Below are 25,657 nucleotides of genomic sequence, written 5' to 3' on the forward strand. Positions count from 1 at the left end.
AAGGGGGTGACTTTGTTAAACACTGTGAAAACTTGAGCACATAGAAGGAGGAAGGCTTCGATGAAAAAAGTAGATAAAAAAGTAGCAGACCAATATTTTAAAATCCGAACGACAATGATCATTATCTTTCTGGCTATTGGTTTTTCCGTTTCCTTTGGAGTCGCTGCTTTTGCTGATGTTATTCATGAGACAGGAGCAACGATCATGGGGATGCCGGCGCACTATTATATGGGAGCTCAGGGTGCTGTTGTAACATTTGTAATCCTGTTGTTCCTGAATGCCATCATTAGTGACCGCGTTGATAAAAAGTTCGGTATCGATGATAAACAGAACGAACAAATCAGCGGGAGCGGTTCCGGTCACTAAAAACGGAAAGCAACCATCTTTTGGGAGGGATCATTTGTGGATCAGCAATCACTCGTTTCACTAATACTTATTTTAATAACTTTTGCTCTTTATATCGGCATTTCGGTTTATAACCGTGCCAAAGTTACTTCTGACTTTTACGTAGCAAGCCGCGGTATTCCACCGTTCTGGAACGGGATGGCCATCGGCGGCGACTGGATGAGCGCTGCTTCCTTCATTGGTATGGCAGGAACCGTCATGGTACTTGGATACGACGGACTTGCTTATATTATGGGCTGGACCGGAGGGTATCTTCTGTTAACCTTCCTGCTTGCTCCGCAGCTCAGGAAGTACGGGCGCTTTACGGTTCCGGAATTTATCGGGGACCGCTTCGACAGTAACCCGGCCCGCCTGATCGCTGCGATCGCTACAATCATTATCAGTTTCACTTATATTATCGGACAGCTTTCGGGCTCCGGTGTTGTTATTGGAAGGCTCCTCAATCTCCCAGCTTCAACCGGGGTAATGATCGGGGTAGTCGTTATCGCGATCTATGCCTCTCTCGGGGGGATGAAAGGTGTAACTTGGACGCAGGTCGCCCAGTACATGATACTTATTACCGCTTATATTATTCCTATCGTATTTCTATCACTGCAGATTTCCGGAAATCCGCTGCCTTGGCTTACATACGGAAATGTGGTAAATGAGCTTGGAGCACTTGACCGGGAGCTTGGCCTTTCCGAATATTTCGCTCCGTTTGAAGAAGGGAATAAAGCTCAGTTTCTGGCCCTTCTGTTTACATTAATGGTCGGTACAGCTGCCCTACCGCACGTCATCGTCCGTTTTTATACCGTTACAACGATGAAAGCGGCACGCTGGAGCGGTGCATGGGCCCTTTTATTCATCGCCCTGCTTTATTTGTCAGCACCGGCCTATGCCGCATTCTCACGCTTTGTAATTATGACAGAAGTCGTCGGCTCTCCTATCGATAACCTGCCTGGATGGACGGAAGCCTGGCTGAATACCGGTCTTCTTGAAATTGCCGATTCAAATGGTGACGGCGTCCTCCAATGGGAAGAGCTTGTTATTCATCAGGACATCGTAGTTATGGCGACACCTGAAATTGCCAACCTCGGAATGTTTGTCGTCGGCCTTGTTGCTGCTGGTGCCATGGCTGCTGCCCTTTCCACTGCCGGCGGTCTGTTAATTACCATTTCTTCCTCGTTCGCCCATGATATTTACTACCGGCTGATGAGACCGGATGCTACGGACGGACGAAGACTGCAGGCAGGCCGTATTGCCATCGTGCTCTCTACGATTGCTGCAGGACTTGTTGCACTTGACCCGCCGGGAGTTATTACCCAGATCATTGCCTGGGCGTTTGCTCTTGCCGGAGGTACCTTCTTCCCTGTCCTCTTCCTCGGTGTATGGTGGAAGCGGATGAATAAACAGGGAGCTATGGCCGGTATGCTCGGCGGACTTTCCGTTACGCTCGGCTATATCTTCCTATCAATGGCCGGTATTACGTTCTTTGGTATTCAGGATACCGGAGCCGGGGTATTCGGTGTTACCGCGAACCTGATTTTAGTTATCGTCGTTTCTCTTATGACTCCGCCTCCGGAGCAGCGCCTTCAGGATGAAGTAACTGATCTTCGCTATCCGGAACAGATGACTTATAAAGATGGGCAGGTTTGGATGAATGACAACTCCGACAAATAAAGATTACACAGATCAGGCATGGAAGCATCCGATTTTCAGCGGTGCTTCCGCTGCCGAAGCGAAGGAACTGCTTGAACAATGTGATTTAAACAGCTATAAGAAAGGCGGGAAGATCCTCTACGCGAAATCTGCGCGTGAGGGTCTCCTCTTAATTCTTGAAGGTGTCACGGAAGTCTGCATCGCATCCGACAGCAGCAGTGACCAGAAAGAAGTACTCGAAGTACTCGAAGTAGGCGAGATGATGGGGTTTTCCAGTCTTGCCGACTTTTTGGGAGAACCGAACCCCCATGATGAAAACTATACCGTGGAAGTAAGAGCCGCCGAAGATGCTGTCTGCCTGCACATTCCCTACGAAGTACTCGAAGCCCGCTGGCATGATGAAGCTGTCCGTGACTATGTGATGCGCCAGGTCGCTACCCGGCTGCGGGAGATTTATGCCTCTCTTGCCGAGCAGGTTAAACTGGCACGCCAATGGGGAGAAAGTGACCCTTTTATCCGGAGAGTTCAGGATTTGATGAATGAACCGCCTGTAGTTATCGCCGAACAGGCTTCCGCCCAGGAAGCGGCGCAGAAAATGATGGAGGATAACGTCACTTCCCTGCTCGTCGTTGATGATCACGAGAAACTCAGCGGCATCATTACAGAAAAGGATATCGTCTCCCGAGTTGTCGCGGGCGGCGCTTCCAATAAGACAACCGCAGAGGATATAATGACTGCTGATCCATTTACCATCCGCAGAGATGCCTATTACTATGAAGCTCTGTCCACTTTTTTAATCAAAGGCGTCAAACATATGCCTGTCACACAAAGCGGGCGTCCGATCGGTATGATTACCCTTTCGGACCTTCTGCGCAAAAAAAACCGGGGCACATTTGATATTCTGCAGGAAATTGAAGTTTCTTCAGAAGAAAATATTCATGAAGTCAAACATGCCATCTACGGTGTTCTCGGCAAACTGCTGGAAGATGAAATACCAATCCTCCACGTCCTTGATGTAATTACAAATCTTTACGACCGTCTCATCCGGCACTGCGTGGATCTGGCACTGGAGAAAATGGAACAGGACAACTACGGGAAACCGCCGGTCCACTTCGGATTTTATGTAATGGGAAGCGGCGGACGCGGAGAGCAGTTTATGCTCACCGACCAGGATCACTTCCTCGTCTACGAAGATCCGCAAAAAGAAGAGAAGGAAGCGGTGGAAGCGTATTTCGAACAGCTCGGTATTCAAATCGTCAACTTTATGGAGATGGCGGGATACAAACGCTGCGACGGGGATATGATGGCAAGTTTCAAACAGTGGCGCGGCACAATCAGCCGCTGGGAGGAACGCTTGAGAACGTGGGGTCTGCGGGCAACAAACGATAACATTCTTCTCGGCAATAACTTTCTCGCCTTCCGTTACATGTGCGGAGATGAGGTGCTCCACGACGAATTTACGGTAATGGTCCAGGATCAGCTTAAGAAATCACGCATTTTCCTTTACCGGGCAGCCGAACTGGAGAAACAGACTCCTGTACCGACGCTCGATCATCCTATACGAGCCCTCTTCAAGATGAAAAGGGATAAAATTGATATTAAAAAGCAGGCGCTTTTTCCTCTTTACCACGGCCTGCAGCTTTTAGGCGCCCATCACGGTGTTGTGGAAGGAACTCCGAAAGAAAAGATTTCCCGTCTCCGGGATCAGAAAGTATTCACTGTTGATTTCGCAGATGAGCTGTACTTTGCTTACGAAGTGGTTGTCTCCATCCGGGTTCATCAGTCCTGGGACCGTTATCAGCGCGGGGAAGAAAAATCGAGTGAAATACATTTTGCGCACATGAAAACCCGGGAGAAAGAAGAGCTGATGATTGCTTTAAAAACGATCCGCTCTCTGCAGAATAAAACACTCACAGCTTTTGGGATAATGTAAAAAAGCGGATTCTCCTGTGACAGAAGGTTAACTTTCCCTTATAATGATATTAATTGAATTTTCTGACCTTTTCTTTTAGATACCTTGAAAATAGAGTAGAAAATCGGTGAATGTGCGCTTTCGTTTCCATAGGGATGCTTACCGGTCGTGCGGAATGGGACTCGTCCTTTATCGCCCAGGAGCCGCCCCATGTGCCCTCCAGCTTACAGTAAAAAATACGGAGCAGGATCGGCCTTCTAATAAAGAAGCCCCCTTCTGCCTATCCTTCATTCGACCTGTATAGAGAGGGCATTCCATTCCTATAGAAGGACATTTTCATGCCTCATGGTGCAAGGTTTTTGCATGATTGCCTCTGTTAAAGCTTCGTGTTGTTTTTGGAATGACTGCTTTCTTTTTCCGCAGGCGTTTCTGCCCTGGCACTGATTTCTACCTTGGTACCTTCTTGATTCGAAAAGCAGGCTTTCTATATTTAAAAATCAAAACGAACCGGAAACAGCCCGTGGAAGAAGGCGATTGGAAGATCCTGCAGTGGCGCAGCCCACCCGGAAATTTTCTCCACGGCAGGTCAAAGCGGAGTTTTTTACATTTATCAAAATCAGCTTTACTTTAACACAGCTTTAATGGCTCAAACTAAAGGAGCGTTCCGGCTATGATGTTTTGGAAAAAGAAAAAGATGCATTACCAGCTGACTCAGGAGCAGCCTCTCAATACGCCGATCCGCGACCTCTGCTTTACTGTTTTTGATACAGAAGCAACAGGTTTTGCAGTAGGCGGCCAGGACCGGCTTATCGAAATCGGTGCTGTGCAGGTAAAAGGCCTTCACGTTACAGACCGCACCTTTCAAACCTATGTCAATCCCCAGAGAAACATTCCGGAGCGGATAACGGAACTGACCGGCATTACAAATGATCATGTCGTTGACGCTCCTGATTCGTTCACAGCCATCGAAAAATTTTATGAGTACATTGAGCAGAACGGAAGTGACGGCTGGGTCGGGCATTATCTGGCATTTGATGTAATGGTGCTGAAAAAGGAGCTCCAGCGGCACAAATATACGTTTGATGAGCCAATATATGTCGATACACTCGACCTTATCGGCTATCTTGCTCCATCCTGGGATATGCGGGATCTGCAGCACTATGCGCTTAATTTCGGGACAAAAATATTCGAGAGGCACAGTGCTCTCGGTGACGCTCTGACGACTGCGCACCTGCTCGTGGAGCTGCTGCGCTATGTGGAAGACCGTGGCAAGACAACGCTGGGAGATCTTACAGATATTACAAATACGGAAAACGGCGGCTGGGCCTTCCAGCGCTGATAGTTTATCCAGACATGAAATCAAAAAAGCGTCCTGACGAAAATTTCGTCAGAACGCTTTTTTCTGCGGCATGTTTACTTTTATTACGATCCCGCTAATCTTTCAGCCGGTTCCGGGGATTTTCATTTGTTTCTACTCTCTTTCCCTGTTTTTCTGACGATCCGGGAAGACCGGTACGGGCACGAAAGACCGTTTCTGTTTTAAGAATTTCCTTTTTACCGCCGATGTTTACTTCTTTTTCTTCCACTCTCGCTACAGTGGATTCCTCCTGTTTCTCCAGATCGGTGATCAGTCTTTTCAAATCATTGAATATATCGCGTTTTTTCATATTCAAGCCTCCTCACGCTTTCGTCTTTACTGGTCCTTTCCCGTTTTAAGCTGATTTTAAGCCAAGGCTAAAGGCTCAGACATGAAAAAGCCTGTCCACTTTTCGTGAATGGGTTGGACAGGCAGACCTCCCGGAAAGCCTCTCCAGTGAAACAAAGGCGGCTGACAGTAGAGAAATGTATAAATAATAAGTGCAATCTATACAGATATAATTGTCGTACTATCTTAAAAACGAAGGGAGACCAGCCTGTAGAGAAGGAGCCTCGAATTCCTGCACGACGTGTTGCCGAGCTGCAGGGCTCCTTTACGGCAGAGTTGAATCCAAGGTTCCCCCTGGTAGTAAATGAAAGCTGCCTAAGCCATTTAGAGAATTCTTTACAACGTATTTGTAACCAGATCGATCGTGCTCTGCATTGTTTCGTAGGCCTGGATGTAGCGGATGATGATGAAAATAAAGATAAGCACTGTAAGCACATACGCAGCACCGAGAATCGTATTTCTATCCAGACCGGTTCCTGCAAAATTCGTCCCGGTCATGATCAGCGCTGCAGCACCGGTTACAGCAAACAAAAGGACGGCCCAGCCAGCCACCGCTTCCATTTGCTCGGCCTGTTCCTCTACGTTGGCCAGAGTGAGTACTTCGATCTGACTGAATTCTTCTTTATTTATTTCATAGACGTCTGCATTGAACGCGCCGTTTTCTATCGTAATGGTTGTTTCCGTTTCTTCATAGGAAGAAGCTCCCGGGTAGATGCTGAATACGTGTACGCACAGCAGCATGACGATAACCGCTGCAGTAAGCAGGCCGGCGAGATTCAGCTGAATTTTATTAGTAGAGGGCATAAATAAAGTCGACTCCTTCTTACATAAAACTATTTGAACAGCTCTGTTTACGTTTGGTATTACATTGGGATCAGCGGACAGTCAGGCTCTCCCTTTTTCAGTTCTTCCCAATAAGTTAAGGCTTATCTTGAAGGCTGCCTTGATAATAAAGTAGAAAAGCGATGAACGTGCGCTTTCGTTTCCATGGGGACGCTTTCCGGGCGGGCCGGCCTCAGCTAATTCCGTCCTCCCCTTCGGTCGGGCGGAATGGATCTTCGGCTCGTCCTTATTCGCCCAGGAGTCGCCCCATATCCACTCCAGCTTACGGTAAAAAGACAGAGCTGAATCTTCCTTCTAACCAAAATGCCCTTTTGAAAATCCTTCATTGCACCTTGTATAAATGGTAAGTTCCTTTCCTATAGAAGGCCATTTTCATGCCTCATGGCGCAAGGCTTTTGCATGAGTGTTTCTGTAAAAGCTCCGGGTTCTTACGCAAAAAAAAGGGAACTTGGCTTTCCGGCTTACGACTACATAAGGTAACTTAACTAAAAAAGCTGGTGGCCCAGGCTTGAACGATAGAAGTTTTAAGGGTCAAATTAGCTTTTTTGTCAGATATAACTTATTTTCACCAAACGTGTGTTAGAGCCACAGACTCCCTCGGTAAGATAGGTTTATCTCTCAAATACTCGCTCATTCGCAGGATGTTCCCCCTTTTCGATCGCACCTGACGGATAGATCAACGAAAGAAACGGAAGAGGAGGCGCTCCAAGACAGGCGGAAAGAAAGGAGGTCGCGAAAACTCCATTTTTTACCATATCCTGCACGTCTTCTCCACGCGGTCCCTGGAGGCTTTTCCTCCCATGTCTCAACGGGTCCATGCCCTCTCATTCCTTTGTCATGCCTGGCCAGGGGGTGGAGGCCGGTTTTGCTTTAACGACGGGTCCGGGCCCTTTGGTTTGTGGTATCCGGTCCTCCGTGCTTTCTTTTTCATCCTGCGAATAAGCCATGATTCGATGAGCCGACGGGACGATCACCCCCTAGACAGCAGACGGAAGCGGTCGGACTTTCTCTGAACAGTAGGGTTCTCCCCCTCTGGCGAGGGCCACGAGGATTCGTGCCAGCTTGCCCATCAGTTTCATGACCGACTTCATCTTTTTCATCTTTTTGCCCTGCACATTGACGTGGTGGAGGTGCCGGAAATCCGCGTTGTTTTTGATCAGGCTCAGCGTGGCCAGGTATAAACAGCGCCTCAGCCGGGACCTTCCGCGTTTGGAGAGGACCACTTGTCCTTTCCATTTGCCGGAGCTCGCTTCGGCCAGGTGCAGGCCGGCATGACGTAAGAGCGCATTACCATGGGCAAAACCACGAATATCACCGGCTTCCCCCAGAATCCCCGCCAGGGAGAGATCGCTGATCCCATCGATGGCAAGGAAGGAGTGGCGGTAGGTCACGTGCTCCAGGGTGGCAGCCACCTCGTGTTCCACCCGTTCCAGCTGGGCCGTGACCAGGTCCCATTCTTCGAGCAGCTGGTCCAGGTGCAGGAGATACGCCTCCGGCGCCTGCGTGCTTCCCACGGACCGTTTCGCCACCGCAAGCAGCGTTTCCGCTTTCCGGTGGCCGGCGTGACGTTTCATCCCTGTTTTCCATCCGTGGATCACGTCCGCCACGTCCAGCTCCCGCAGTTGTTTCGGCATGGGGAACAGCCGCAGGGTAGCGATGGCCCCTTTGCTTTGGAGATCCTGAAAGACCTCCCGGAGTTCCGGGAAGACAATATCGACCCAGCGGTGCAGCTGATTGATGGTCGCAACGCGCCGTTTCACGAGCACCTCCCGGTTGGCCATGAGCACCCGGAGCGAGTCGAACGTTTCCGACGTGGGATGGATCTGGCTGTAATAGCCGTTTTTAACCATGTCGGCAATCACGAGGGCGTCTTTGGCATCGCTTTTGGACTGGGTATGATCCCGGTTTTCTTTATTCTTTTTGACCAGGTGGGGATTAACGGTGACAACATCGATCTGCCGGCCCTTCAGCCAGGCGGTCAGGTTCAGCCAGTAATGGCCGGTCGGCTCCATCCCGACGATTTCGGTCGTACAGCCGCTCGCTTCCTTCCACGCAGCGATCCTGTCGAGAAGCCGGGTAAACCCTTCCTCGTTGTTTTCAAAAGCCAACGGCTTACCAAAGGCGATGCCCCGGTAATTGACAGCACGTGCCACGTGGTGATGCTGGGCAATATCCACCCCGATAATCAGGTGGCTGGAAGAAATACGGGCAATCCGTTGATTTTGTTGGTCCTGCATTTTAAACTTCATAGTAAGGTCCCTCCTCAAGGTTTGGAATAGTAGAGTCGTGTCTCTATTCTTATCTTAGCGAGGGGCCCCTGTTTTTTCAAAGTGGAAATTAACACTCTACAGGAATGCTTTAACGCAGCTATCTTAAAAGAAAACCATGATCGCCAGTATACCAAAAACAATTGGCAGGAGTACTCCGATTCCGCTGCAGATCATGCCTGCCAAAATCAGGCCGCGTCCTTTTTCCCGGCTCTCTTTTATCTCTCTTTTACCCACTATGCCGGTAAAGATCCCTGCAAGTGCAAGACCCAGTCCTACGACTGGCAGCAGGAAGAGAACAATCGAGAGAATGCCGAAGACAATCGAATAGATAGCTTTTAAGTTGGTTTGGTTCTGGGTGTGCGGTGTGGAGAGTGCTGCCATTTCTTCACCTATTTTCTTAACAATTTCCGTTTTGCGGAACAGTGTTTATTGTAAGGATGATGCCAGTTTTCTCTGCTGAAAACGAGCCCCTCGGATACCTTCCGACCGCCGGTAAGCGGAAGAAAATTAATCTCCTTCAAATCCATATATACTCATACGAAAAAAGAAAACGATGTTTTCAATCAACGACGAGCATCCATTCAAACGGACCCTGATACTGTTTGTCATTTTAACAGAGTTTCCCGCAGGAGTCATGAAAAAATCCTATTGCGCTTCCTCCTCCTGTGGAACATTGATGAAAACGTTCTCCTTACGAAAAAGGCCTTCACGACTTACGTCATGAAGGCCCTTCTTTTCACCTACTGCTGATCGTCTTCGTTCAGCGTATCCATAAGAACAACGAACATCTCGTCCACGCGCTGAACGAGCGCGGCTTCCTGAGTATCGGCAGGCTCGAATTTCTTTAATTCTTCACACGTCTCCAGGAACGTTTCGATATCTTTTGTTCCAATCTGGGCAATGGCCGTATAGGAGAGCAGTTTAATGTTCGGCTTCGTTTCCGAATGGAGCATTGGAACAAGAGGCTCCAGAAGTTGTTTTGCTTTGGCGTAATCTTTATTATGAACAGCTTCGTATCCATTGAGGACCCGCTGTGCCATTTTATTCATTGCTTCCTTATTTTGTGACAAACTTCCACTTCCTTTCCAAAATTACAAAGAGAGATAAGGAGTATTAAAATGATCCCATTTCTCACGCTGGCCGTTTATCCACGTTCTCAGCATATTCATCTGGCCGAGATGGTAGCTTTCATGATGCAGCAGGTGATAGAGCACCCATTCCGGAGAATACATTTCTTCACCGTCAGAACCGACTATCGTCAGGTCCGCACGGCGGAATTCCTGATCTGACAGAGCATAAAAGAACTCCCGGGTCTGCATACGGGCTTCTCCGAGACGCGAGAGGAGATAGCTTTTTTCCAAATGATCCGGGCAGGTAATAACCTGCTTTTCCTGAAAATAAAACCGATCCCGGTCCTCTTTACTCATCCCGTTCGAGCGGAGGACCATATTGTTCCACCACCATTCAATCTGAGCAAGGTGCAGGGCATAGCCGGCTATCGTAGGGAAATCATGTACCTTATGGTGAAAATCCTCTTCATCCAGTTCGGCAATAAGCTCAAGCAGTTTTTCCCTCGTCTGAATCACGCCGCCTAATAAATGCATGGATTCTCTTGCTGATACAGGTGCCAGTGTATATTTCATGATACGCCCTCCTCCTGCTCCTGCTCAAATGGCAGAAGACCGGTCTCTTTGTAGTATTCCACTGCTTCTGTGACACGCCGGACGGCTTCTTCGTCCATTTCCGGACTGAATGGAGCAAGGGAAATCAGTTCGTCCTCAAAATCATAGACGTGATTGCCCGACTCAAGATCACCCTGAACGTAGGCTTCTGCAACCTGAATGTAAAGCTCCTCTACGTGCTGAATCGTACTCGTGAGCACTGTGCTTTCCTCTTTAAAGTCTTCGTTTAAATAACCGACCGTAAAAATATTCTGCTCCCGGGCTTTTTCAATAATACCCTCGTGGAACCCGTCCCCTGCCGGATAGACGATATCACTTCCACCGGCTGTTACTTCATCGAACAAGAGCTGCGCCTCTTCATCGTCCACCCAGCTTCCCGTAAAACGAAGTGCCGCTTCCGCTCCGTGAGCAGCCGCACCTTCGGCAAACCCTCTCACTTCAGGCTGGTATGGATAGGCAGCGATGGACGCAACGCTGCCGGTTTCCGACTGCTCTGCGGCAATCATTCCTGCGAAGTAGCCCATCGCATAGCCGTCAAACTGAACGCTCGTAATATTGGATCCTGAAACATGCTCGTTAAAGGCAACAAAATGGATGTGCTCATAATCATCCTTTATGTTCATAAATATATCTGCGTAGACGGCGCCATGGCCAAAGAGAAGCGTCACTCCCTCCTCTTCCAGTGTTTCCACCGCCTCTTCTGCTTCTGAAAACGAATCGATATGTTCTTTCACATGCACGTCTGCATTTAATTGCTCCTGCAGCTGCATTACCCCATTATAGCCCTGCTGATTCCATTCCTGATCTTCGACTCCATAAGTCATCAGCATGCCGACCGCCGGCTCTTCCTCCTGCTGGCCTGAGCATCCGTTTATTAATGCGAGGAAAGGAATTAGAGCATATTTCCACACTCTCCTGGTCACTCCCGCCATCTCCTTCTTTCCTAAATAGGTCCTCTTCTACCTTTCGACGCTCAGGTGAAATTCCCTACTTCTGTTACATTACATTTTTATGACGAACTTCGTTTCTGCATTTCAAAATAGCTCCATTCAAGAAGTGCTCCGCCTCCGAGAGCAGCTATCACAGCTACTTCAGTCGGGACATCCGTCCCTATATCCAGGAGAAAATACAGAATTAAAGCGGTAATGGAAAAGATGGCCACTCCAATTGCCAGTTTCATCGATTCACTCCCTTTTACCCGCGGCTGCCGTGGACATAAGTTATTTCTTCTTTCTCCTCATCATACACGACGTGCATATCAGCTCCATCTAAATACCAGGCATCCTTTTCTTCTATATAAAAACGGACTCCGTTTTCCTTCGTTTCGCATACCGGTTCTTCCGCTTCTTTCTGAGCGATACCGAGAGAAAATCCCGACTGAAAATTACCACAGCCTCCGTAGCGGACGAAAAACTGGATTTCCTCACCTCCGCTGAGATTCATTTCCTCTTCAAACCAGCGGCCTGCTTCTGTTTCTATGTGAAGTTTCATTGCTGTCGCCTGCCTTTCTAACCTCCGGACACAGGCGGAATAAACGCGACCGTATCTCCAGCCTGGACCGGATCCTCTTCTCCTGCAAATTCTTCGTTCACCGCTACAGGAACCACTCCCGCCTGAACAAGCTGCGGATAGACTTCCTGTACATGCTTCCGGACTTCTTCTACCGTAACAGTCTCTCTGTCCCATGTCATTTCTGACGTTCCGGCTGCTTCCTGCATGCCTGCGAAAAATAATACTTTAATCACTGCTCTTCCTCCTTTTTTACTTTATCTGCATAGGAAACCTTCTCCAGCTGATCTCCTATCCACTCGGAACCATCGTCCCAGTGTTCTTTTTTCCATATCGGCACGATCTCTTTTATTCTTTCAATCGCGCAGCGGCTGCCCTGATAAGATTCATCGCGGTGCGGGGAAGAAACGGCAATAACGACTGCAATATCGGAAATGTCCAGCCGGCCGATCCGATGGGCAATCGCGACCCGGGAGCCTTCATAATGCTCTTCGATTTCCGCGCCTATCTGAGCAAGCTTTTTTTCCGCCATCGGCACATACGCTTCATAGGTTAATGAAAGCGTGCGTTTTCCCTTCGTTAATTCACGGACGGTTCCGATAAACGTATTTATGGCACCAGCTTCCGGACGGATCACGTGCTCAATCCATTCTGCCGGATCAAGCACGTCTGTCGTCACGATATAATTTCGCTTTTTTTCCATACTATCTCTCCTAACGTGTCCATTTCTTTCTCCAGTGTCTCCCACGAAAAGTCTGCCCCGGTGGCGGACGGGCCGACGGCAGCACAGACGTTATTCAATCCACTGATTTGTTTATTTTTATCGAACACGATAATTTTCGGAAATTTTTCCTGCTTGAATCCTTCGATCAGCAGCAGCTCTGTTTCCAGAACGAGGTGAAGCCGGAGCATTTTAACCATCGAAAGACTGTCATCAACGTTCAGCTGAGACTCTCCTGCTCCGGTAAGAAGCGAAGACCGGGCTCCGGCGCGGCGGTGCTTCGCTGTATCGGTATTTCCCTGATCGAGTCCGAGCTTTTCCTGTTTGCCGTGATGCTTGATCGTTCCGCAGACGACTCCTTTTTTCTGAAAATAAGTGAGCAGCTTTTCTGTAAGCACCGTTTTCCCGGAATCAGACCAGCCGACAATCTGCATTACTCTCACGTTCTGCGTTCCTTTACCGGTTCGTAGAAAGCGGAACCGCCGTCCCCGCGCAGTAAAAAGACATCGACTTCATCGCCTGCTTCAAAGCCGCGGGTTCCTCCTGGAAGGACGATAAGCGCATTCGATAAGGCTAGCGACGTGACGACCTGTGATTTGTCGAGACCCGCTGGAATGACGGTGTGGCTTCCGTTTTCAAAAGAGGCATGCCCCCGGACAAAGCGGGTAAAAGGATTCGGTTTCGGGAAGCTTTTCCCGAGTACGGCTTTCGTCTGTTTTAAATAAGGCTTCCCGGCCCCCATTGCCTTTTTCACCCAAGGTGCCGCAAACAGTTCAAATCCGACAAAGCACGCAGACGGATTGCCGGACAGTCCGAAAAGCGGTTTTTCGTCTTTAAAGGCCACTGTCGTCACGCTTCCCGGGCGCATCGCGACTTTGTTAAATAAGACTTCGGCTCCGAGCTTTTCATAGATGGCCGGCAGAAAGTCGAAGTCCCCGACGGAAACCCCTCCTGTCGTAATCAGCGCATCCACTTCCCCGAGAACATCCGTTACCTGTTCGTAGCAGTGGTCAAAATCGTCGGGGAGCTGTCCGAAATATTTCGGCTCGGCCCCTGCTTCCTTCAGCTGCTCGACGACCATTGGAGCATTGCTGTTGCGGATTTTTCCCGGTTCGAGCTTATCGCCTGGTTCAAGCAGCTCTGTGCCGGTCGCAAAGACCCCCACGCGCGGCTTTTTCGCCACGGTCACCTTCGCATAGCCGAAAGTAGCAAGTGCCGCTGTAATGCCTGCATGAATCCGCTGTCCGGATGCAAGGACTTCGTCTCCTTTTAGCATTTCTTCTCCCTTTTTCACAACATTATCGTCTGACGCAAAGGAGCGGCTGATCGTCATCGACGATCCATCTTCAGCTTCCTTTGTCAGCTCAAACATGACGATAGCATCTGTCCCCTCCGGCATAATCGTTCCGGTCATGACGCGGACAGCTTCTCCCGGACCAGGTACTTTACCGGCAATGTGGCCTGCCCCGACAGTCTCAATGACGCGCAGCGTGACCGGATGCTCCCGCGAAGCATCTGTCGTGTCCGACGAGCGGACCGCAAATCCGTCGAACGGAGAGCGGTCAAACGGAGGAACCGCTTCGTCTGCGATTACCGGTTCTGCCAGCCAGCGTCCGCCCGCTTCCTCAAGCGGAATTTTTTCTATGCCTGATGTATGTAGCCGTGTCATCACACGGTTCACTGCTTCTAATACGTGAATCGGCTTCCTTTTTTCTACCATAGTTATCGGCCTCCTCTTCTTCTATTTTAGCAAAGTATCCGGCATTTGCGTGCATAAGACGTCAAAGAAGCTCCGCCTGATGCGAAGCTCCGGTTTCTTCGTGTCATTTACAGTGCTTTTTCTTCAGGAATGTCCGTTTTATCAATTGCTTCCAGCATAGCAAGATCTTCCAGTGCGGAACTCATCAGAAGATGGGTACGCACCAGTCCGTTCCGGTTGTGAAGTTCAATCCAGTAAGGTTCATCCAGGCTTTCCCGGATCTCCCACCCTGCTTTTAATTCGAGGCCCAATTTTTGAAGATGATTGACAAGTCCTGTCATAGCCCATTCCTCCCTTTTGAAAGACATACAGAATAATGCCTTTTCTGTTTTACACTGACGCTGTGCCTGTCCAGCATTTTGTACCTCCACCTGAAAATACCGAAGCAGAAAGTCTTCCGCAGGATATCGGAGGGGTCCAGTCTCCTCCTGCCGGAAGCTTCTGAGCATTCTTTTCAGGATGGGAAATACACTATTTTGTACTCTTTATCCCTTTTCCCCTTCTCAGCATAATTCAGCTGTTAACTTTCTCTATTTTTGTGTAAAAAAGCGCAGTAAATAAACTGCCGGAAAGATTCTTACGCGTCCAGTTCTGTAGTGCAAAATTAAAGGCTGTCTTGAAAATAAAGGTGATAAGTGATAAATGGACGCTTTCGTTTCCATGGAGACACTTTCCGGTTTACGATCACGGACGGTAAATTCTGCACAAAAGCAATTTATCACAATCAGAACGTGAACTATTACCTTCGCAGGGTGAAGCATGAACACAACGGTTTAAAGGGGTGCCAGCAGACTATGTGAACGAAACCCCCGCTTGATTTCAAGTGTTAAAGAGTGTTCATAGAAATGAAATCACTACAAAAGGGAATTTAATTCCAAATGTCAAAACCTATGATACAATAAGATTATCAAAATTCAGGAAATAATGCACTTTCTTATAAGGGAAGAAAAAATTTGAAAAATAATTATACAGCAGCGTTCCTATTGTTGTTTGCAGCCTCTATTCTTGGAGGGTTCGCTCTGAACGGTGCAGTTGAATATTCAACTGCTATAGGTTTCGGTTTAGGGATAGTCTTTTTACTGCTTGCTGCATTTCTTGCCGGTAAAAACAAAACACCGCACAGCCAAAGTGAATGATGTTACTGATACATTGAGCTGACTGGTTATAAAGGCAGCGTTTCGATACTTTTCACCTGCAATAAATATTAACAGTTTCGGTTACAAGATTAATTACCGTCTATTGGGCGGAGAAACCGAAGAGAATGCAGCATACTTTATAAATGAATTTGATAGGAAAAGCAGAAAAATCAAGGGGGTTAATGATGAGTTCAATTAAGTTTTTCTGTATCCTTTTTGCCTCAGTTTCTTTTGTAGCTGGTTGTTCCCAGGATCAATCATTTGAAGCGTTTTTTCACAACGAAATGGAAAGTCATGAGGACAGAGATGATCGTCCTTATTCACTCGTATATCATGAATTGGATATCGTTTACGAACATGATGCTCTTGCAATATTTGAAGAAACGAACCCTAACGGGGAACAAATATTTCTCGCATACTTTGAAAAGGAGAACGGTTTTTGGAACTGGCGGCATACGACGGGAGCGGAATGGGGAGACCCCGTGAATTGGTCAGTGGCATCAGATTTCCCATACGTTTATGCCGGGGGCACCTTGGATGAGATGATTTCCGAAATACATGTAGGAGACGAAAAAGCCGAAATTATCAAGGTTGAAGATGAAAAAAGGTTTTGGTTCAGTGTTCAGAATCAAGAAGATTTAGATGTGAAGTTTGTTATGGAAGATGGGACGGAAGAGCATGTGGAATGGCTTGACATTGACTCACTGGAACGAGAGAACGAATCGTAACTCAATAGTGGTTCAGCTCGTAAATTGAACTTATCTTTTTGATTTTGTATTCCAATAAACCAATTCATAATTTCATTTATTTAAAAAATATACGAACATCATTAGTTTTTTTCAGAAACGAACTTTCATATTCTAAAAGTTATCGCAGAGAAGGATGGCGACTCCCGGAGGATCAGCGCAGTCTGAAGATCCACTTTTGCGAAGTCATTTTTTCGCAAAAGTTAGCTGAAGACAAGCCCTCGGGAAAGCAGCCATCTGAAACGGAGATCTCTTCCACAATTTGTGATTTCCAACTTTCGTTTGTATTATGAAATTGATTCCAAACCAAAACTCGGCAGTATGACTCAAAGTCCTTTTACAATATTGAAAAAAGCACCGGAAGCTTTAACAAATGGCAGCGGAAATACTGGTTTTGCTGTACTTAGAATACCGTTAAGTTCCCCTATTTTTATCTTTAGTGAACGACATTACTATGAATGGAGGAGTAGTTGTGAAGAAAATGATAGGATTACTCGCATTTGCATTTATCCTGAATGGTTGTGGAAACGGAGATGGTGATGTGTCTTCAGGGAACGGAGAAGACGGGGCTGAATATCACTTTTTAGGAAGCAGTGAAAACTGGGAGGTTGTTTATGAAGTAGATATTTCTAACGGAAATGAGGAGGAGTCTACTGGAACTATTGAATATATTGGTGAAGGGAACGCTCCTGAAACATTAGAATACTATAGAATAGGAAGTACAGAAGGAACGGGAAGAGCTTTAAACGATGGAGTTGCGGACACTGGACGTACAGGTTGTGAAGGCTGTGCCGTCACGCGGGAGGACGAGGAAATTGAAGTAGAAGTTACTTGGAATGGACAAACAGAAAATTTAACATTAACCACGGAGGACTGACCCCTCTCTCAGCGGTGTTTTTCATTAAAAAGTAACTGTCATTGTTATTTTGGATTCAATAAAATCCATTCATTCCACCCTCTTCCTGGATGTAATCCCATAACAAACGACCCATTAAAACAAGATTCACAGCATTTGTTTTAAAAGAAACTTTAACAAGCGGCTATAATTCAGCAGCCCCTTGTCATGTACTAAGTGATTACTTATGGTAATTTCGCTATTAAAACATAATAAACATGAATATATGGATAAAAGAAAACAAAAGGCTGTCTCAATAGGTGTATCGAGACAGCCTGAAAACACGCACGGAGCAGACAAGATGTTAAATAGCCTGTTAGACCAGGATTGGTCCAACAGGCTTTTGTCTGTGCGAAGCCGTGCCCCTATCCTTATGCACAGCTCCTTGTTAATTGGCATTATACTTTTAATTTCATCCCCCAAAACTGAACCTGTTAAATGATCCCCTGCAGGTTTTTCTTACATTGCTTTTTCTTTTCGCTCTGCAGCCGCCTGTTGTTCTTCTTCGTAAGCTGCCAGTCTTTTTTCCAGTTCAGAAGGAACCTGTTCTTCTTCTGTACGCAGACTCGACAGAAAGTTATCGAGAAGCCATCCTGCCCCTGCACCAACTACCATCCAGACTAAAAAATTATTTAGTGAAAATCCCGCGACAAGGCCGACACCGACGAACAACACTAATAATACCCCTCTGATATTCACGTTCCCTCTCCTTTGCTTTTTTAAGAATTACCCTTATTCTGCCCCAACCCTGACTTCTATGTATTGCTTTCTTCAACACGTACGTCCAAGTATTCAGCATCAATGACTGCTCTTCCAATGTTTTTTCACTGTGAAGAACTTTCTTCTTTCTATCATATAGGTAATTGGTAGATATTTCATTAATATTTTAAAATTAATTGAAAAAAATTTACTTTTCCATGTTTATTTTCTTGCGTGAAGGTTTGAAAGCTTTCTTTTGGGAAAATATAAAGTTCCATTGGTGGAAAAACCGTGGAGGTCCTTCAGCAGAATTCGAGGTAATTTAAGAGAGCTGATGCTGCAATTAACAGTACTTACGCTGCCCCACCCCTGACTTCCATTGTTTTAATAATCGAAATCCCTAAAAGAAGGCTCTGTTAAAGCTCCGGGTTCTTACGCACGTTTGGTGAAAATAAACTATATCTGACAAAAAAGCTAATTTCACCCTTAAAACTTCTTGCGTTTAAGCCAGGCTCACAAGCTTTTAAAGTAAAGTTATGTTCTGTCATCGTAAGCCGGAAAGCCAAGTCCCCTTTCTTTGCGTAAGAGCCAAGCTCCGTGTTGGTATTGGTTTCTACTTTTGTACCTTCTTGATTCAACCAGCGGGCTTTCTGTATTGGGAAATCAAAACGAAGCGGAAACCGGCGGACGCCTGTGGAAGAAGGAGATTGGAAGATCCCGCAGGGCGTCAGCCTGAGGAAGCTGGAAATCTCCTCCACGGCAAGCCTGCCGAGTTGAAGCGAAGTTTCTTATATATATCAACAACAGAGCTAAAAAAAAGAACCGCTCCCTTCAAAAGGGAAAGCGGCTTCTTCCTTTATTCATTAATAACCTGCTGGAGATCTTCGACGGTGGATTCGGCGTCAAAGTTATCTTCTCCGGCGTACATCCGGTGCACGGATCCATCCGGACCGACGAGGAAAAAACGGGTCGGGTGCATGATGTCTTCCTGTTCAGGCACTTCCTGAATCTGAGCTTTGAAGGACTCCTGTACGAAAGTCTGAAGCTCTTCTTCTTCATAGCCGGTCAGGAAATCCCAGCTTTCAAAATCAGCGCTGTAGGATTCGCCGTAGCTCTCGAGACGCTCCGGAGTATCAAACTCGGGATCGACGGTAAAAGAGATCAGCCTTACATCATCAATTTCCTCATCCTGAAGCGCTGTCTGCAGATCCGCCATGTTTGGTGTCATGACCGTACAGACTGTGGGGCAGCGTGTGAATATCGTGTTGGCAATCCACCAGCCTCCTTCCAGGTCCTCGACAGAAACCTCTTCTTCATGCTGGTTGACCGCTTCTATCCCGCTCACTTCCCACTGGTCCTCGGAAACTGTCGTATCAATTATCGAATCGCCCTGCGCTGATTCGGAAGCATCTTCATACAGGAAGCTGCACCCGCTGAGCAGAAGGGCAAATCCGCCAAGACCTGCCAGTTTTTTCATAGTATCCGTCCTTTATTGCACGTTTGGTTCGTACATTTCATATTCTTTGAATTCCATTTTAGGCGTTTCATCCTTATCCCGCTTCATCCAGAGCCGGAAGGAGTAGCCGATCGCTATACCATAAACGAGCTCCTGAATGATTTTCATCATCGCTCCGCCGAACTGCTGATCATTTAGAGGAGATAAAAAGGTTATCGACTGCTGGCCGGAGAGCATTTCGTAAGGTATATCCGCACCCGGAGGCAGGCAGTAGGAAATCGCCATCGCCCATGTTGCCGGGTCGGTGTACGTAGCATAAAGCGTCGTTCCTGCAAAAATAATTAAGGCGCAGGCCGGAGTAAAAAGAATGCCGCTGACAAACATGAAACCGATCCGCTTTAATTCTGACAGGTGGTAACGCGTCTGAATTCTCGGCAGAATATGCCACCACATGAGCGTCGCCAGTACGAGCATGCCGAGCTGGTAAATGTTATGTGCTCCTTCATTCGTCAGCAGAAAGTCGAAAACGCCGGGCAGATGGTAGATCGAAAAAGCGGCGTTAAAGAGGAGCAGGCCGAGAATCGGAAAACCGACAACTAAAAAGATTCCCCTCACCCAGCGGATGTTCTGAAAATAGCTGAAGAACCAGGAAGGGATCCCGAGCAGAAGCAGCGGGGGTGCAATTAAGTATACAATCGCCATCGAGATCATATGCATGCTGAGCATAATATGTCCGAGTACATAAAGCGGTCCGCCGAATCCTAAATAGACAGCGAAAAGCCCGAGGTGGAAATATACGATCCGTTTTTTCGGAACGGGCGCTGCATCTGGAAACCGGTGACTGAATTTTGTTATGATAAGGAAGTATAAAAAACTGATAAGTCCAAGAACCACCATTAGTTCCGGAGTCCATATAGTTCTGAAAGTGAACGTTGAGAAAAATTGTTCCATTACCATGTCTCCTCTTCTGAAGCATTAAGGCAGTTTGCACGCCTAGTTTAGTTATACCACGATTGTCGCACAAATCCCACCATTTCGGAACAGGTAGAAGTGATCATTCCATGAACACCATGTAACTACGAATCAAAGGAGAATTGCTATGAAAATCTATCAGATTGAAAAACCCGGTACCAGTCAGGAAATTACAAAAATTGCTGAATTAATGATGGAACAGATGGAGCAGCTGAGCAGTCCTCCTGAGCTGAAAGAGCTTGAAGATACCGTCCGGCTCGCTCTGAAAGAGGACTTAGCTTCCGAGTTTTTCATTGCGGAAAAAAAGGGAGACTTCGTCGGCTGTGCTTTTATGAATAAAGGGGTCGGGCTTGATAAAGGCGGACGATACATATGGCTGAACGACCTTTATGTTAAAAAAGCGGAACGGAAACAGGGAATTGCCCGGAAAATGCTGCTTTACGTGCTGCAGTGGGCCGAAGAAGAAGACTTCAAAGGAATTGAGCTCGAAACCGGCATGAATAACGAAGCGACCAAACGACTCTATAATTCTCTCGGCTTTTACGACATCATGTCCAAACGTTACGGCCGGACGCTTTAAATACATGTTATCTTCTGCCCCTTTTCGGGTATGCTGGTCAAGTACGCTTATTTTAGAAGGGCAGATGTTCCGTGGACCAAAAATTATTAAAAATCACTATTTTCTTAAGCTCCTATTCTCCCGTTTTTTATCTTGCAGCTTTTCAATTATATGAAGATCATAATCTGGCTCTATCTACGCTGGGTATGCTCTGTGCCGTAGTAACGGTAATCACGGCAGTCTGTTTCCGGCATGCCTATAAGGGATTGTTTGTGCATGATTACAACGAAAGCCATCCGGAAGCGACGAGCAGAGTCTCCAACGCCCGGCCGCTGAAAAATTCTCTTTTCACTGCTTACACCGTCTCTTTCTTTCTGCCGATAATGAATACCAGTTTCGCATCAATTACCGACACGCTTACGTTCATTCTCATATTCATTCTCCTGTTTGTTATTTCCGTTCAGACGAGTATGTATTACTTCAATCCGCTGCTGCTGATCATCTTTGGTTATCAGGCGTTCGAAGCCCGTATTGATGACCTTGATCAGTCCGAAAATTCCACTCCGCGTCACGGGGTGATCCTTACGAAACAGCACCTCGACTTTTTCAATGAGAATCCGGATATGCAGCTCGTAAATGTGAAAGACGGGTTATATTATCACAAAAAAACATTGGATGAAGATACGGTAGGCGACGCATATAAAGGAAATACGTAAAAAAGCACAAAAAAACAAGCAGACCAATGCGGTCTGCTTGTTTTTTTTGTGCAGGCAAAGTCTGGTTATCTGCATAGAAATACAGAGTGACTGCTTCCGCCTTCCGGAGGCTGCGGACTCATGGGAACGAAGGCGCACGCTTAACTATTTTATTTTCAAGGCAGCCTTGTCTATAGAAATAATAGAAGATTTCTCTTAATGGTACGTTATGGCCCCTGAGTTAAATTGTTCTTTCTGAAGCGAACGGTGGGGACTCCGTCGGGATTAAGCGAAATCGGAAGATCCTTTCCGGCGAAGCCGCGCTTCGACAGAAATAGCTGAAGATGAGCCCCGCGGAAAGCCTCCGCCGGTGAGTGGAAGAAAACTTATTTAGATCAAGAAATCATAAACCCGCTTAAATAAATTTAATAAAGAAGTTTTTCTTTTACATCAGCAGATTGATGCCGGTCAAGATAAAAATCGTTCCTGCCACGACCGCGATCAGCGGCGCGCCGGTGTAGGCGATGAAAAATGCCGCGGCACCGCCGAGAAGCCCGTACCATATGGCGTCGTATGCATAGATGATCCCAGGGAAAATCAGGGCGCCGAGTACGGCATAAGGTACGCGGGAGAGCATGCGCCTCAGCCAGGGAGGCCAGTTTTCTGTCGATAAAACGAGCAGAGGAAGAATTCTCGGTACGTAGGTGACGACCGCCATACCAACGATCATCCACAGCATAGTTTCATTCATGATCCTTCCTCCTTTTCACGTCAAGCAGCTCGTACAGAATCACGGCGGTGATGGTCGCACTCATGATCGCCCAGCCGGTTTCCATAAACAGCTGGTATATCCAGTGAAATCCACCGCCCATAAGCGCCAGAATAATCACCGGCCGTCCCTCCTCTTTTACCGAAGGAACGAGCAGGGCGATAAACAGGGCGTAGAGAGCAATGCCCATACTTTCCTGCAGTACCGCCGGCAGCAGCGCTCCTGTGAAATACCCGGCTGCTGTAAAGCCGACCCAGCTTGAATATGCGCTCAGTCCGACACCGAGAATGTAGCTTCCGCTCACCGGAGGCTGTTTCACAGAAGATACGGCAAACACTTCATCCGTCAGGAAAAAGCCGAACAGCGAACGAAATTTTTTCGACGTCGGCTCGGCTCTTTCGTTGATGGAGGCACTCATCAGCAGGTGCCGGAAGTTGACGATAAAGGTGGCCAGCACAATTTCAAGGGCGCCTGCACCTATCGCAATCATCGAGAGCGCCATGTACTGAGCAGCACCGGCAAATACGAGCATGCTCATCAGCACTGCTTCAAACACCGTCAGTCCCGTGGAGCCTGCAAGCAGCCCGAATGTAATAGCGACCGGCATGTATCCAAACGCAATCGAAAGCCCCGCCGTCAGTCCCCGGCGGAGCGAGTCATCTTTTTCTATGTAAGCAGCTGTTTCCAACAGTCCTCTCTCCTCTCCTCTTTCTATTCTATCCTCAAAGGCGTAAGGACTGTCAAGAATATACTGCTAAAACTGCAGTGCAAAAACTTTCCGCGGCCTTCCGCGGCGCACTTCCTGCTCTTCCCCTACGGCTTTTGCAAGGCCGGCCTGTTCCAGTTCGTGCAGAATGCGGCGGGCGTTTCTTTCCGTACTCGTCAGCCAGCGGGCAATGTCACGTGACGTAACTTCCAGCTGCTGATGATACTGTGCGTAGGAAAATATTTTTGAGACTGCCCCGGGGGATATTTTTCCTTTTACTTTTTCAGCGGCCCATTCGGTGTCATGCCGCTGGGCGGAATAGGTGAGCGAAGCAGCCTCGCTGAAATGCTCTGTCGCTTCGTTGTTTTCGTCGACAGAAATGATCACCGTCTCCTTTGCCCTGCGCCCCTGCTGAAGCGCCTGATGCACGTGCTCTTCAGCGTCCATGACGCTTTTTCCGTATCCGACCGCGACGCGGACCGGCAGCTTCGCCTGGAGTTTCGCTTCCTCGATCAGGAAAAAAGGAACAGCGTGCGACTCCATTTCCCCCCGCGTTGTGAAGATGAGAAACATGCCATCCCCCATCTGCAGATAGGCCCCTTTCACTTCTTCCGCGTAGCGGAGGAGAAGCCGTTTCAGCTCAAGCTCCTTATATTTACGCCGGTAGGAATAATATTCTTCGCGCGAATCGCTGCCTTCGACTGTTTCCACACCGAGTATTGCAAGCTGGTGATTCCGGTACCATGCCGCGTTGGTCCGCTCACGGAGATATTTCAGCGTTTCTTTTATATCAAATTCAGATGCCGTGATCCGGTAAACGGGAATGCCGTGTGCTTTCAGTTCGTTATAGACGTTGCGGATACATGTAAGAGCGATCGTCCCTGGATTTTTTCTGCTTTCTTCGATATGAAACTGAATAATTTCATCGGACGATTTGTACCCGGTGTAGGGATAAGTGATAAACGATACGTCGTCAAGGGTGTAGCTTTCCTTAACGGCTTCAATTTCTTCTGTATCAATCGTATCGAGCGTAAAAAACGATGCCTGTTTCTGCTTATGGAAGATTTCCATGAGTGTCCCGAGCAGACTCGATCCGTGCAGCGGCGGAAAAAAAGCTTCTTCTTCAGTTAAAAGGTTGTTATGAATTGCGTAGGCGTAAGGTGCCTGGCCGGAAAAAAGCCAGAGGTCGACGCGGTTTTTATAAGCGTTTAGAATATCATGTGTTTCTTCGGTTCTCTCATAATAAAAGCTGATCAATTCGAATTCGGGAAAGAAACGCCCCATTTTTTCGATAATCTGGACGGAGTCTTTCGGTCCGACAAGCCCTAGTCGTATTTTCACCATCTATCACCCGCTGTTGGAAGTAGTAAGATGAGCATGGAGCAGACGGGTGCCTTTCAGCAGATCCTGGGGGGAGGCGTATTCCTCCGGGTGGTGGCTGAGCCCGTCGCGGCATGGAATAAAAATAAGCCCGGACGGCCACTTTTTCTGCATATTCATCACATCGTGTCCGGCGCCGCTCTCCATCTCAAACGATTTAAGCCCTGTTTGATGGCCTAATGTTTTCATTTTACCATACATTTTCCTGTCTAATTGAACGGATGGATTGCGTACGAGAATTTCCTTTTCCACAGAAGGACGGTACTTTTTCAGATACGTATCAACAGCCTTTTCCATAAGATTTTTCTGCTTGTCGGAGACGCTTCGGATATCCACACCGAGCTTCACAAATCCGGGAATAATGTTCATCGCATTTGGCGAGGCTTCAATCGTACTCACTGTGGCGACGATCGGAAAATCATCGTTTTCATTTAAACAGTTGGCTGCTTCGTGGACGAAGGTGATAATTTCCGCTGCGTCAACGAGCGCATCCTGCCTCTGATCCATCGGTGTGGTGCCTGTATGTCCTGCTTTTCCATTCACGTGCAGATGCATGCGGATTGGACAGGCAATTGCAGAAACGGTGCCGTAGTCACACCCGGCGTCTTCGATTCTCGTCCCCTGTTCGATGTGCAGCTCTGTAAAGGACAGAAGTTCCTCTTCTCCACGCTCTGCTTCTTTGAACTTCGCCGGATCAAGACCAAACTCTGTCATCGCTTCTGCAAGGGTGCTGCCGTTTTCATCTTTAATCGTATTCAGCTGCTCCTCTGTCAGCTGGCCTGTCATCGCTTTGCTGCCGACCGTCGACATGCTGAATCGGGATGATTCCTCCGAAGCAAAGCAGATCACTTCCACCGGAAAGGGCAGGATTTCCTTTGAATCCCGAATCATTTTCACAGCCCCTAAAGCACACAAAACACCGGCTGCCCCGTCGTATCCTCCCCCATTTTTCACCGTATCGAGGTGGGACCCGAGGGCAATCGCGGGTTTTCCCTGCTGATCTTCCGTTTCGAGCCGGGCTATAATATTTCCGGTGCTGTCGGCGCGCAGTTTCATACCAAGTTCGAGCGCTACTTTTTTAAAGGCCTCCTGTGCCTCCCGTTCTTTTTCTGTAAAGGAAAGACGATTAAATCCTTCCGGCTGCTCCATCGTTGAAACAGCGTTTAATTCCAGCAGTTTTTCCTTGAGCCAGTTTTCCAT

The 25,657-nt window shown here is 47.6% G+C and carries 31 protein-coding genes and 1 pseudogene; 10 read left to right on the top strand and 22 right to left on the bottom strand.

All coding sequences use genetic code 11. The features are described from left to right. The first annotated feature begins 60 nt into the window (after window positions 1–60). The 4 genes from FTX54_RS11670 (at window position 61) to FTX54_RS11685 (ending at window position 5,294) form a co-directional block, all read left to right on the top strand. Window positions 61–366 (top strand): DUF4212 domain-containing protein, encoded by a 306-nt coding sequence (locus FTX54_RS11670; protein WP_147805218.1) that lies wholly within the window; start codon window positions 61–63, stop codon window positions 364–366. Window positions 367–402: 36 nt separating this feature from the next. Next, a complete protein-coding gene (locus tag FTX54_RS11675; RefSeq protein WP_147805217.1) occupies window positions 403–2,064 on the top strand; it encodes a sodium:solute symporter family protein in 1,662 nt (553 codons plus the stop codon). Next, window positions 2,045–3,976 carry a DUF294 nucleotidyltransferase-like domain-containing protein gene (locus FTX54_RS11680; RefSeq protein ID WP_147805216.1) on the top strand — a complete coding sequence of 644 codons (1,932 nt, stop codon included), beginning with the start codon at window positions 2,045–2,047 and terminating at the stop codon, window positions 3,974–3,976. The genes FTX54_RS11675 and FTX54_RS11680 overlap by 20 nt, the downstream gene beginning before the upstream one ends. Window positions 3,977–4,628: 652 nt before the next feature. Then, complete coding sequence (locus tag FTX54_RS11685; RefSeq protein ID WP_422387435.1) at window positions 4,629–5,294, top strand: PolC-type DNA polymerase III; 666 nt, start codon at window positions 4,629–4,631, stop codon at window positions 5,292–5,294. 94 nt (window positions 5,295–5,388) lie between these two features. Here the strand turns inward: FTX54_RS11685 and FTX54_RS11690 are convergent, their stop codons facing one another. The 14 genes from FTX54_RS11690 to FTX54_RS11755 form a co-directional block, all read right to left on the bottom strand. Next, window positions 5,389–5,622: a hypothetical protein gene (locus FTX54_RS11690; protein ID WP_147805214.1), complete on the bottom strand. Its 234-nt coding sequence runs from the start codon at window positions 5,620–5,622 to the stop codon at window positions 5,389–5,391. A 374-nt stretch (window positions 5,623–5,996) separates the two neighbouring features. Then, on the bottom strand, window positions 5,997–6,464 hold the full coding sequence (locus FTX54_RS11695; RefSeq protein WP_147805213.1) for a hypothetical protein: 468 nt from the start codon (window positions 6,462–6,464) through the stop codon (window positions 5,997–5,999). A gap of 1,016 nt (window positions 6,465–7,480) precedes the next feature. Then, window positions 7,481–8,752 carry an IS110 family transposase gene (locus FTX54_RS11700; protein ID WP_338484666.1) on the bottom strand — a complete coding sequence of 424 codons (1,272 nt, stop codon included), beginning with the start codon at window positions 8,750–8,752 and terminating at the stop codon, window positions 7,481–7,483. 123 nt (window positions 8,753–8,875) lie between these two features. After that, a complete protein-coding gene (locus FTX54_RS11705; RefSeq protein WP_147803607.1) occupies window positions 8,876–9,154 on the bottom strand; it encodes a DUF4190 domain-containing protein in 279 nt (92 codons plus the stop codon). Between the two features lie 359 nt (window positions 9,155–9,513). Continuing rightward, entirely contained in the window at window positions 9,514–9,843 is a 330-nt protein-coding gene (locus tag FTX54_RS11710) for a hypothetical protein (protein WP_147803606.1), read from the bottom strand. Window positions 9,844–9,864: 21 nt separating this feature from the next. Beyond that, a complete protein-coding gene (locus FTX54_RS11715) occupies window positions 9,865–10,416 on the bottom strand; it encodes a DinB family protein (protein ID WP_147803605.1) in 552 nt (183 codons plus the stop codon). Beyond that, the gene (locus FTX54_RS11720) at window positions 10,413–11,378 is read right to left on the bottom strand and encodes a BMP family ABC transporter substrate-binding protein (RefSeq protein WP_187254522.1); all 966 of its coding nucleotides are present in this window, start codon (window positions 11,376–11,378) and stop codon (window positions 10,413–10,415) included. Before FTX54_RS11720 ends, FTX54_RS11715 begins: the two co-directional genes overlap by 4 nt. Window positions 11,379–11,464: 86 nt before the next feature. Continuing rightward, entirely contained in the window at window positions 11,465–11,635 is a 171-nt protein-coding gene (locus tag FTX54_RS11725) for a hypothetical protein (RefSeq protein WP_187254521.1), read from the bottom strand. Window positions 11,636–11,649: 14 nt separating this feature from the next. Continuing rightward, a complete protein-coding gene (locus FTX54_RS11730; RefSeq protein ID WP_147803603.1) occupies window positions 11,650–11,946 on the bottom strand; it encodes a HesB/YadR/YfhF family protein in 297 nt (98 codons plus the stop codon). Window positions 11,947–11,963: 17 nt separating this feature from the next. After that, window positions 11,964–12,200, bottom strand: coding sequence for a molybdopterin converting factor subunit 1 (gene moaD, locus FTX54_RS11735; protein WP_147803602.1), 237 nt, complete (start codon window positions 12,198–12,200; stop codon window positions 11,964–11,966). Next, window positions 12,197–12,667, bottom strand: coding sequence for a molybdenum cofactor biosynthesis protein MoaE (locus FTX54_RS11740; RefSeq protein ID WP_147803601.1), 471 nt, complete (start codon window positions 12,665–12,667; stop codon window positions 12,197–12,199). The genes moaD and FTX54_RS11740 overlap by 4 nt, the downstream gene beginning before the upstream one ends. Next, window positions 12,640–13,119: a molybdopterin-guanine dinucleotide biosynthesis protein B gene (gene mobB / locus FTX54_RS11745; RefSeq protein ID WP_246125611.1), complete on the bottom strand. Its 480-nt coding sequence runs from the start codon at window positions 13,117–13,119 to the stop codon at window positions 12,640–12,642. The genes FTX54_RS11740 and mobB overlap by 28 nt, the downstream gene beginning before the upstream one ends. A 5-nt stretch (window positions 13,120–13,124) precedes the next feature. Beyond that, window positions 13,125–14,405 carry a gephyrin-like molybdotransferase Glp gene (gene glp, locus FTX54_RS11750; RefSeq protein WP_147803599.1) on the bottom strand — a complete coding sequence of 427 codons (1,281 nt, stop codon included), beginning with the start codon at window positions 14,403–14,405 and terminating at the stop codon, window positions 13,125–13,127. A gap of 107 nt (window positions 14,406–14,512) precedes the next feature. After that, window positions 14,513–14,725, bottom strand: coding sequence for a hypothetical protein (locus tag FTX54_RS11755; RefSeq protein WP_147803598.1), 213 nt, complete (start codon window positions 14,723–14,725; stop codon window positions 14,513–14,515). Window positions 14,726–15,130: 405 nt separating this feature from the next. Here FTX54_RS11755 and FTX54_RS11760 point away from each other — a divergent pair. From FTX54_RS11760 to FTX54_RS11775, 4 genes and pseudogenes are all read left to right on the top strand, one after another. Next, window positions 15,131–15,369: pseudogene (locus FTX54_RS11760) on the top strand (IS1595 family transposase); the annotation flags it as partial. Between the two features lie 28 nt (window positions 15,370–15,397). Then, window positions 15,398–15,580 (top strand): hypothetical protein, encoded by a 183-nt coding sequence (locus tag FTX54_RS11765; RefSeq protein WP_147803597.1) that lies wholly within the window; start codon window positions 15,398–15,400, stop codon window positions 15,578–15,580. Window positions 15,581–15,762: 182 nt separating this feature from the next. After that, the gene (locus FTX54_RS11770) at window positions 15,763–16,308 is read left to right on the top strand and encodes a hypothetical protein (RefSeq protein WP_338484699.1); all 546 of its coding nucleotides are present in this window, start codon (window positions 15,763–15,765) and stop codon (window positions 16,306–16,308) included. A gap of 499 nt (window positions 16,309–16,807) precedes the next feature. Then, entirely contained in the window at window positions 16,808–17,203 is a 396-nt protein-coding gene (locus FTX54_RS11775; protein WP_246125610.1) for a hypothetical protein, read from the top strand. Between the two features lie 477 nt (window positions 17,204–17,680). On the opposite strand, the gene FTX54_RS11780 is transcribed toward FTX54_RS11775, so the two are convergent. The 4 genes from FTX54_RS11780 to ctaG all read right to left on the bottom strand — a co-directional run bounded on the left by FTX54_RS11780 (window position 17,681) and on the right by ctaG (window position 20,327). Further along, on the bottom strand, window positions 17,681–17,920 hold the full coding sequence (locus tag FTX54_RS11780) for a hypothetical protein (protein WP_147803594.1): 240 nt from the start codon (window positions 17,918–17,920) through the stop codon (window positions 17,681–17,683). A gap of 416 nt (window positions 17,921–18,336) precedes the next feature. Continuing rightward, window positions 18,337–18,678 (bottom strand): hypothetical protein, encoded by a 342-nt coding sequence (locus FTX54_RS11785; protein WP_338484701.1) that lies wholly within the window; start codon window positions 18,676–18,678, stop codon window positions 18,337–18,339. Window positions 18,679–18,776: 98 nt separating this feature from the next. Further along, a complete protein-coding gene (locus FTX54_RS11790; RefSeq protein ID WP_147803592.1) occupies window positions 18,777–19,397 on the bottom strand; it encodes an SCO family protein in 621 nt (206 codons plus the stop codon). Between the two features lie 12 nt (window positions 19,398–19,409). Continuing rightward, window positions 19,410–20,327 carry a cytochrome c oxidase assembly factor CtaG gene (ctaG, locus tag FTX54_RS11795; RefSeq protein ID WP_147803591.1) on the bottom strand — a complete coding sequence of 306 codons (918 nt, stop codon included), beginning with the start codon at window positions 20,325–20,327 and terminating at the stop codon, window positions 19,410–19,412. A 148-nt stretch (window positions 20,328–20,475) separates the two neighbouring features. Between ctaG and FTX54_RS11800 the strand changes: the two genes are divergently transcribed. Together FTX54_RS11800 and FTX54_RS11805 are read left to right on the top strand one after the other, a co-directional pair. After that, entirely contained in the window at window positions 20,476–20,928 is a 453-nt protein-coding gene (locus FTX54_RS11800) for a GNAT family N-acetyltransferase (RefSeq protein ID WP_147803590.1), read from the top strand. 71 nt (window positions 20,929–20,999) lie between these two features. Continuing rightward, window positions 21,000–21,623: a hypothetical protein gene (locus FTX54_RS11805; RefSeq protein ID WP_147803589.1), complete on the top strand. Its 624-nt coding sequence runs from the start codon at window positions 21,000–21,002 to the stop codon at window positions 21,621–21,623. A 424-nt stretch (window positions 21,624–22,047) separates the two neighbouring features. On the opposite strand, the gene FTX54_RS11810 is transcribed toward FTX54_RS11805, so the two are convergent. From FTX54_RS11810 to FTX54_RS11825, 4 genes are all read right to left on the bottom strand, one after another. Beyond that, window positions 22,048–22,353 carry an AzlD domain-containing protein gene (locus FTX54_RS11810; RefSeq protein WP_147803588.1) on the bottom strand — a complete coding sequence of 102 codons (306 nt, stop codon included), beginning with the start codon at window positions 22,351–22,353 and terminating at the stop codon, window positions 22,048–22,050. Further along, entirely contained in the window at window positions 22,346–23,059 is a 714-nt protein-coding gene (locus FTX54_RS11815; RefSeq protein ID WP_246125604.1) for an AzlC family ABC transporter permease, read from the bottom strand. The genes FTX54_RS11810 and FTX54_RS11815 overlap by 8 nt, the downstream gene beginning before the upstream one ends. 66 nt (window positions 23,060–23,125) lie before the next feature. After that, window positions 23,126–24,421, bottom strand: coding sequence for a hypothetical protein (locus FTX54_RS11820; RefSeq protein ID WP_147803587.1), 1,296 nt, complete (start codon window positions 24,419–24,421; stop codon window positions 23,126–23,128). Window positions 24,422–24,424: 3 nt separating this feature from the next. After that, window positions 24,425–25,657: a M20 family metallo-hydrolase gene (locus FTX54_RS11825; RefSeq protein ID WP_147803586.1), complete on the bottom strand. Its 1,233-nt coding sequence runs from the start codon at window positions 25,655–25,657 to the stop codon at window positions 24,425–24,427.

It is taken from the genome of Alkalicoccus halolimnae (assembly GCF_008014775.2).
Classification (GTDB): Bacteria; Bacillota; Bacilli; order Bacillales; family Salisediminibacteriaceae; genus Alkalicoccus; species Alkalicoccus halolimnae.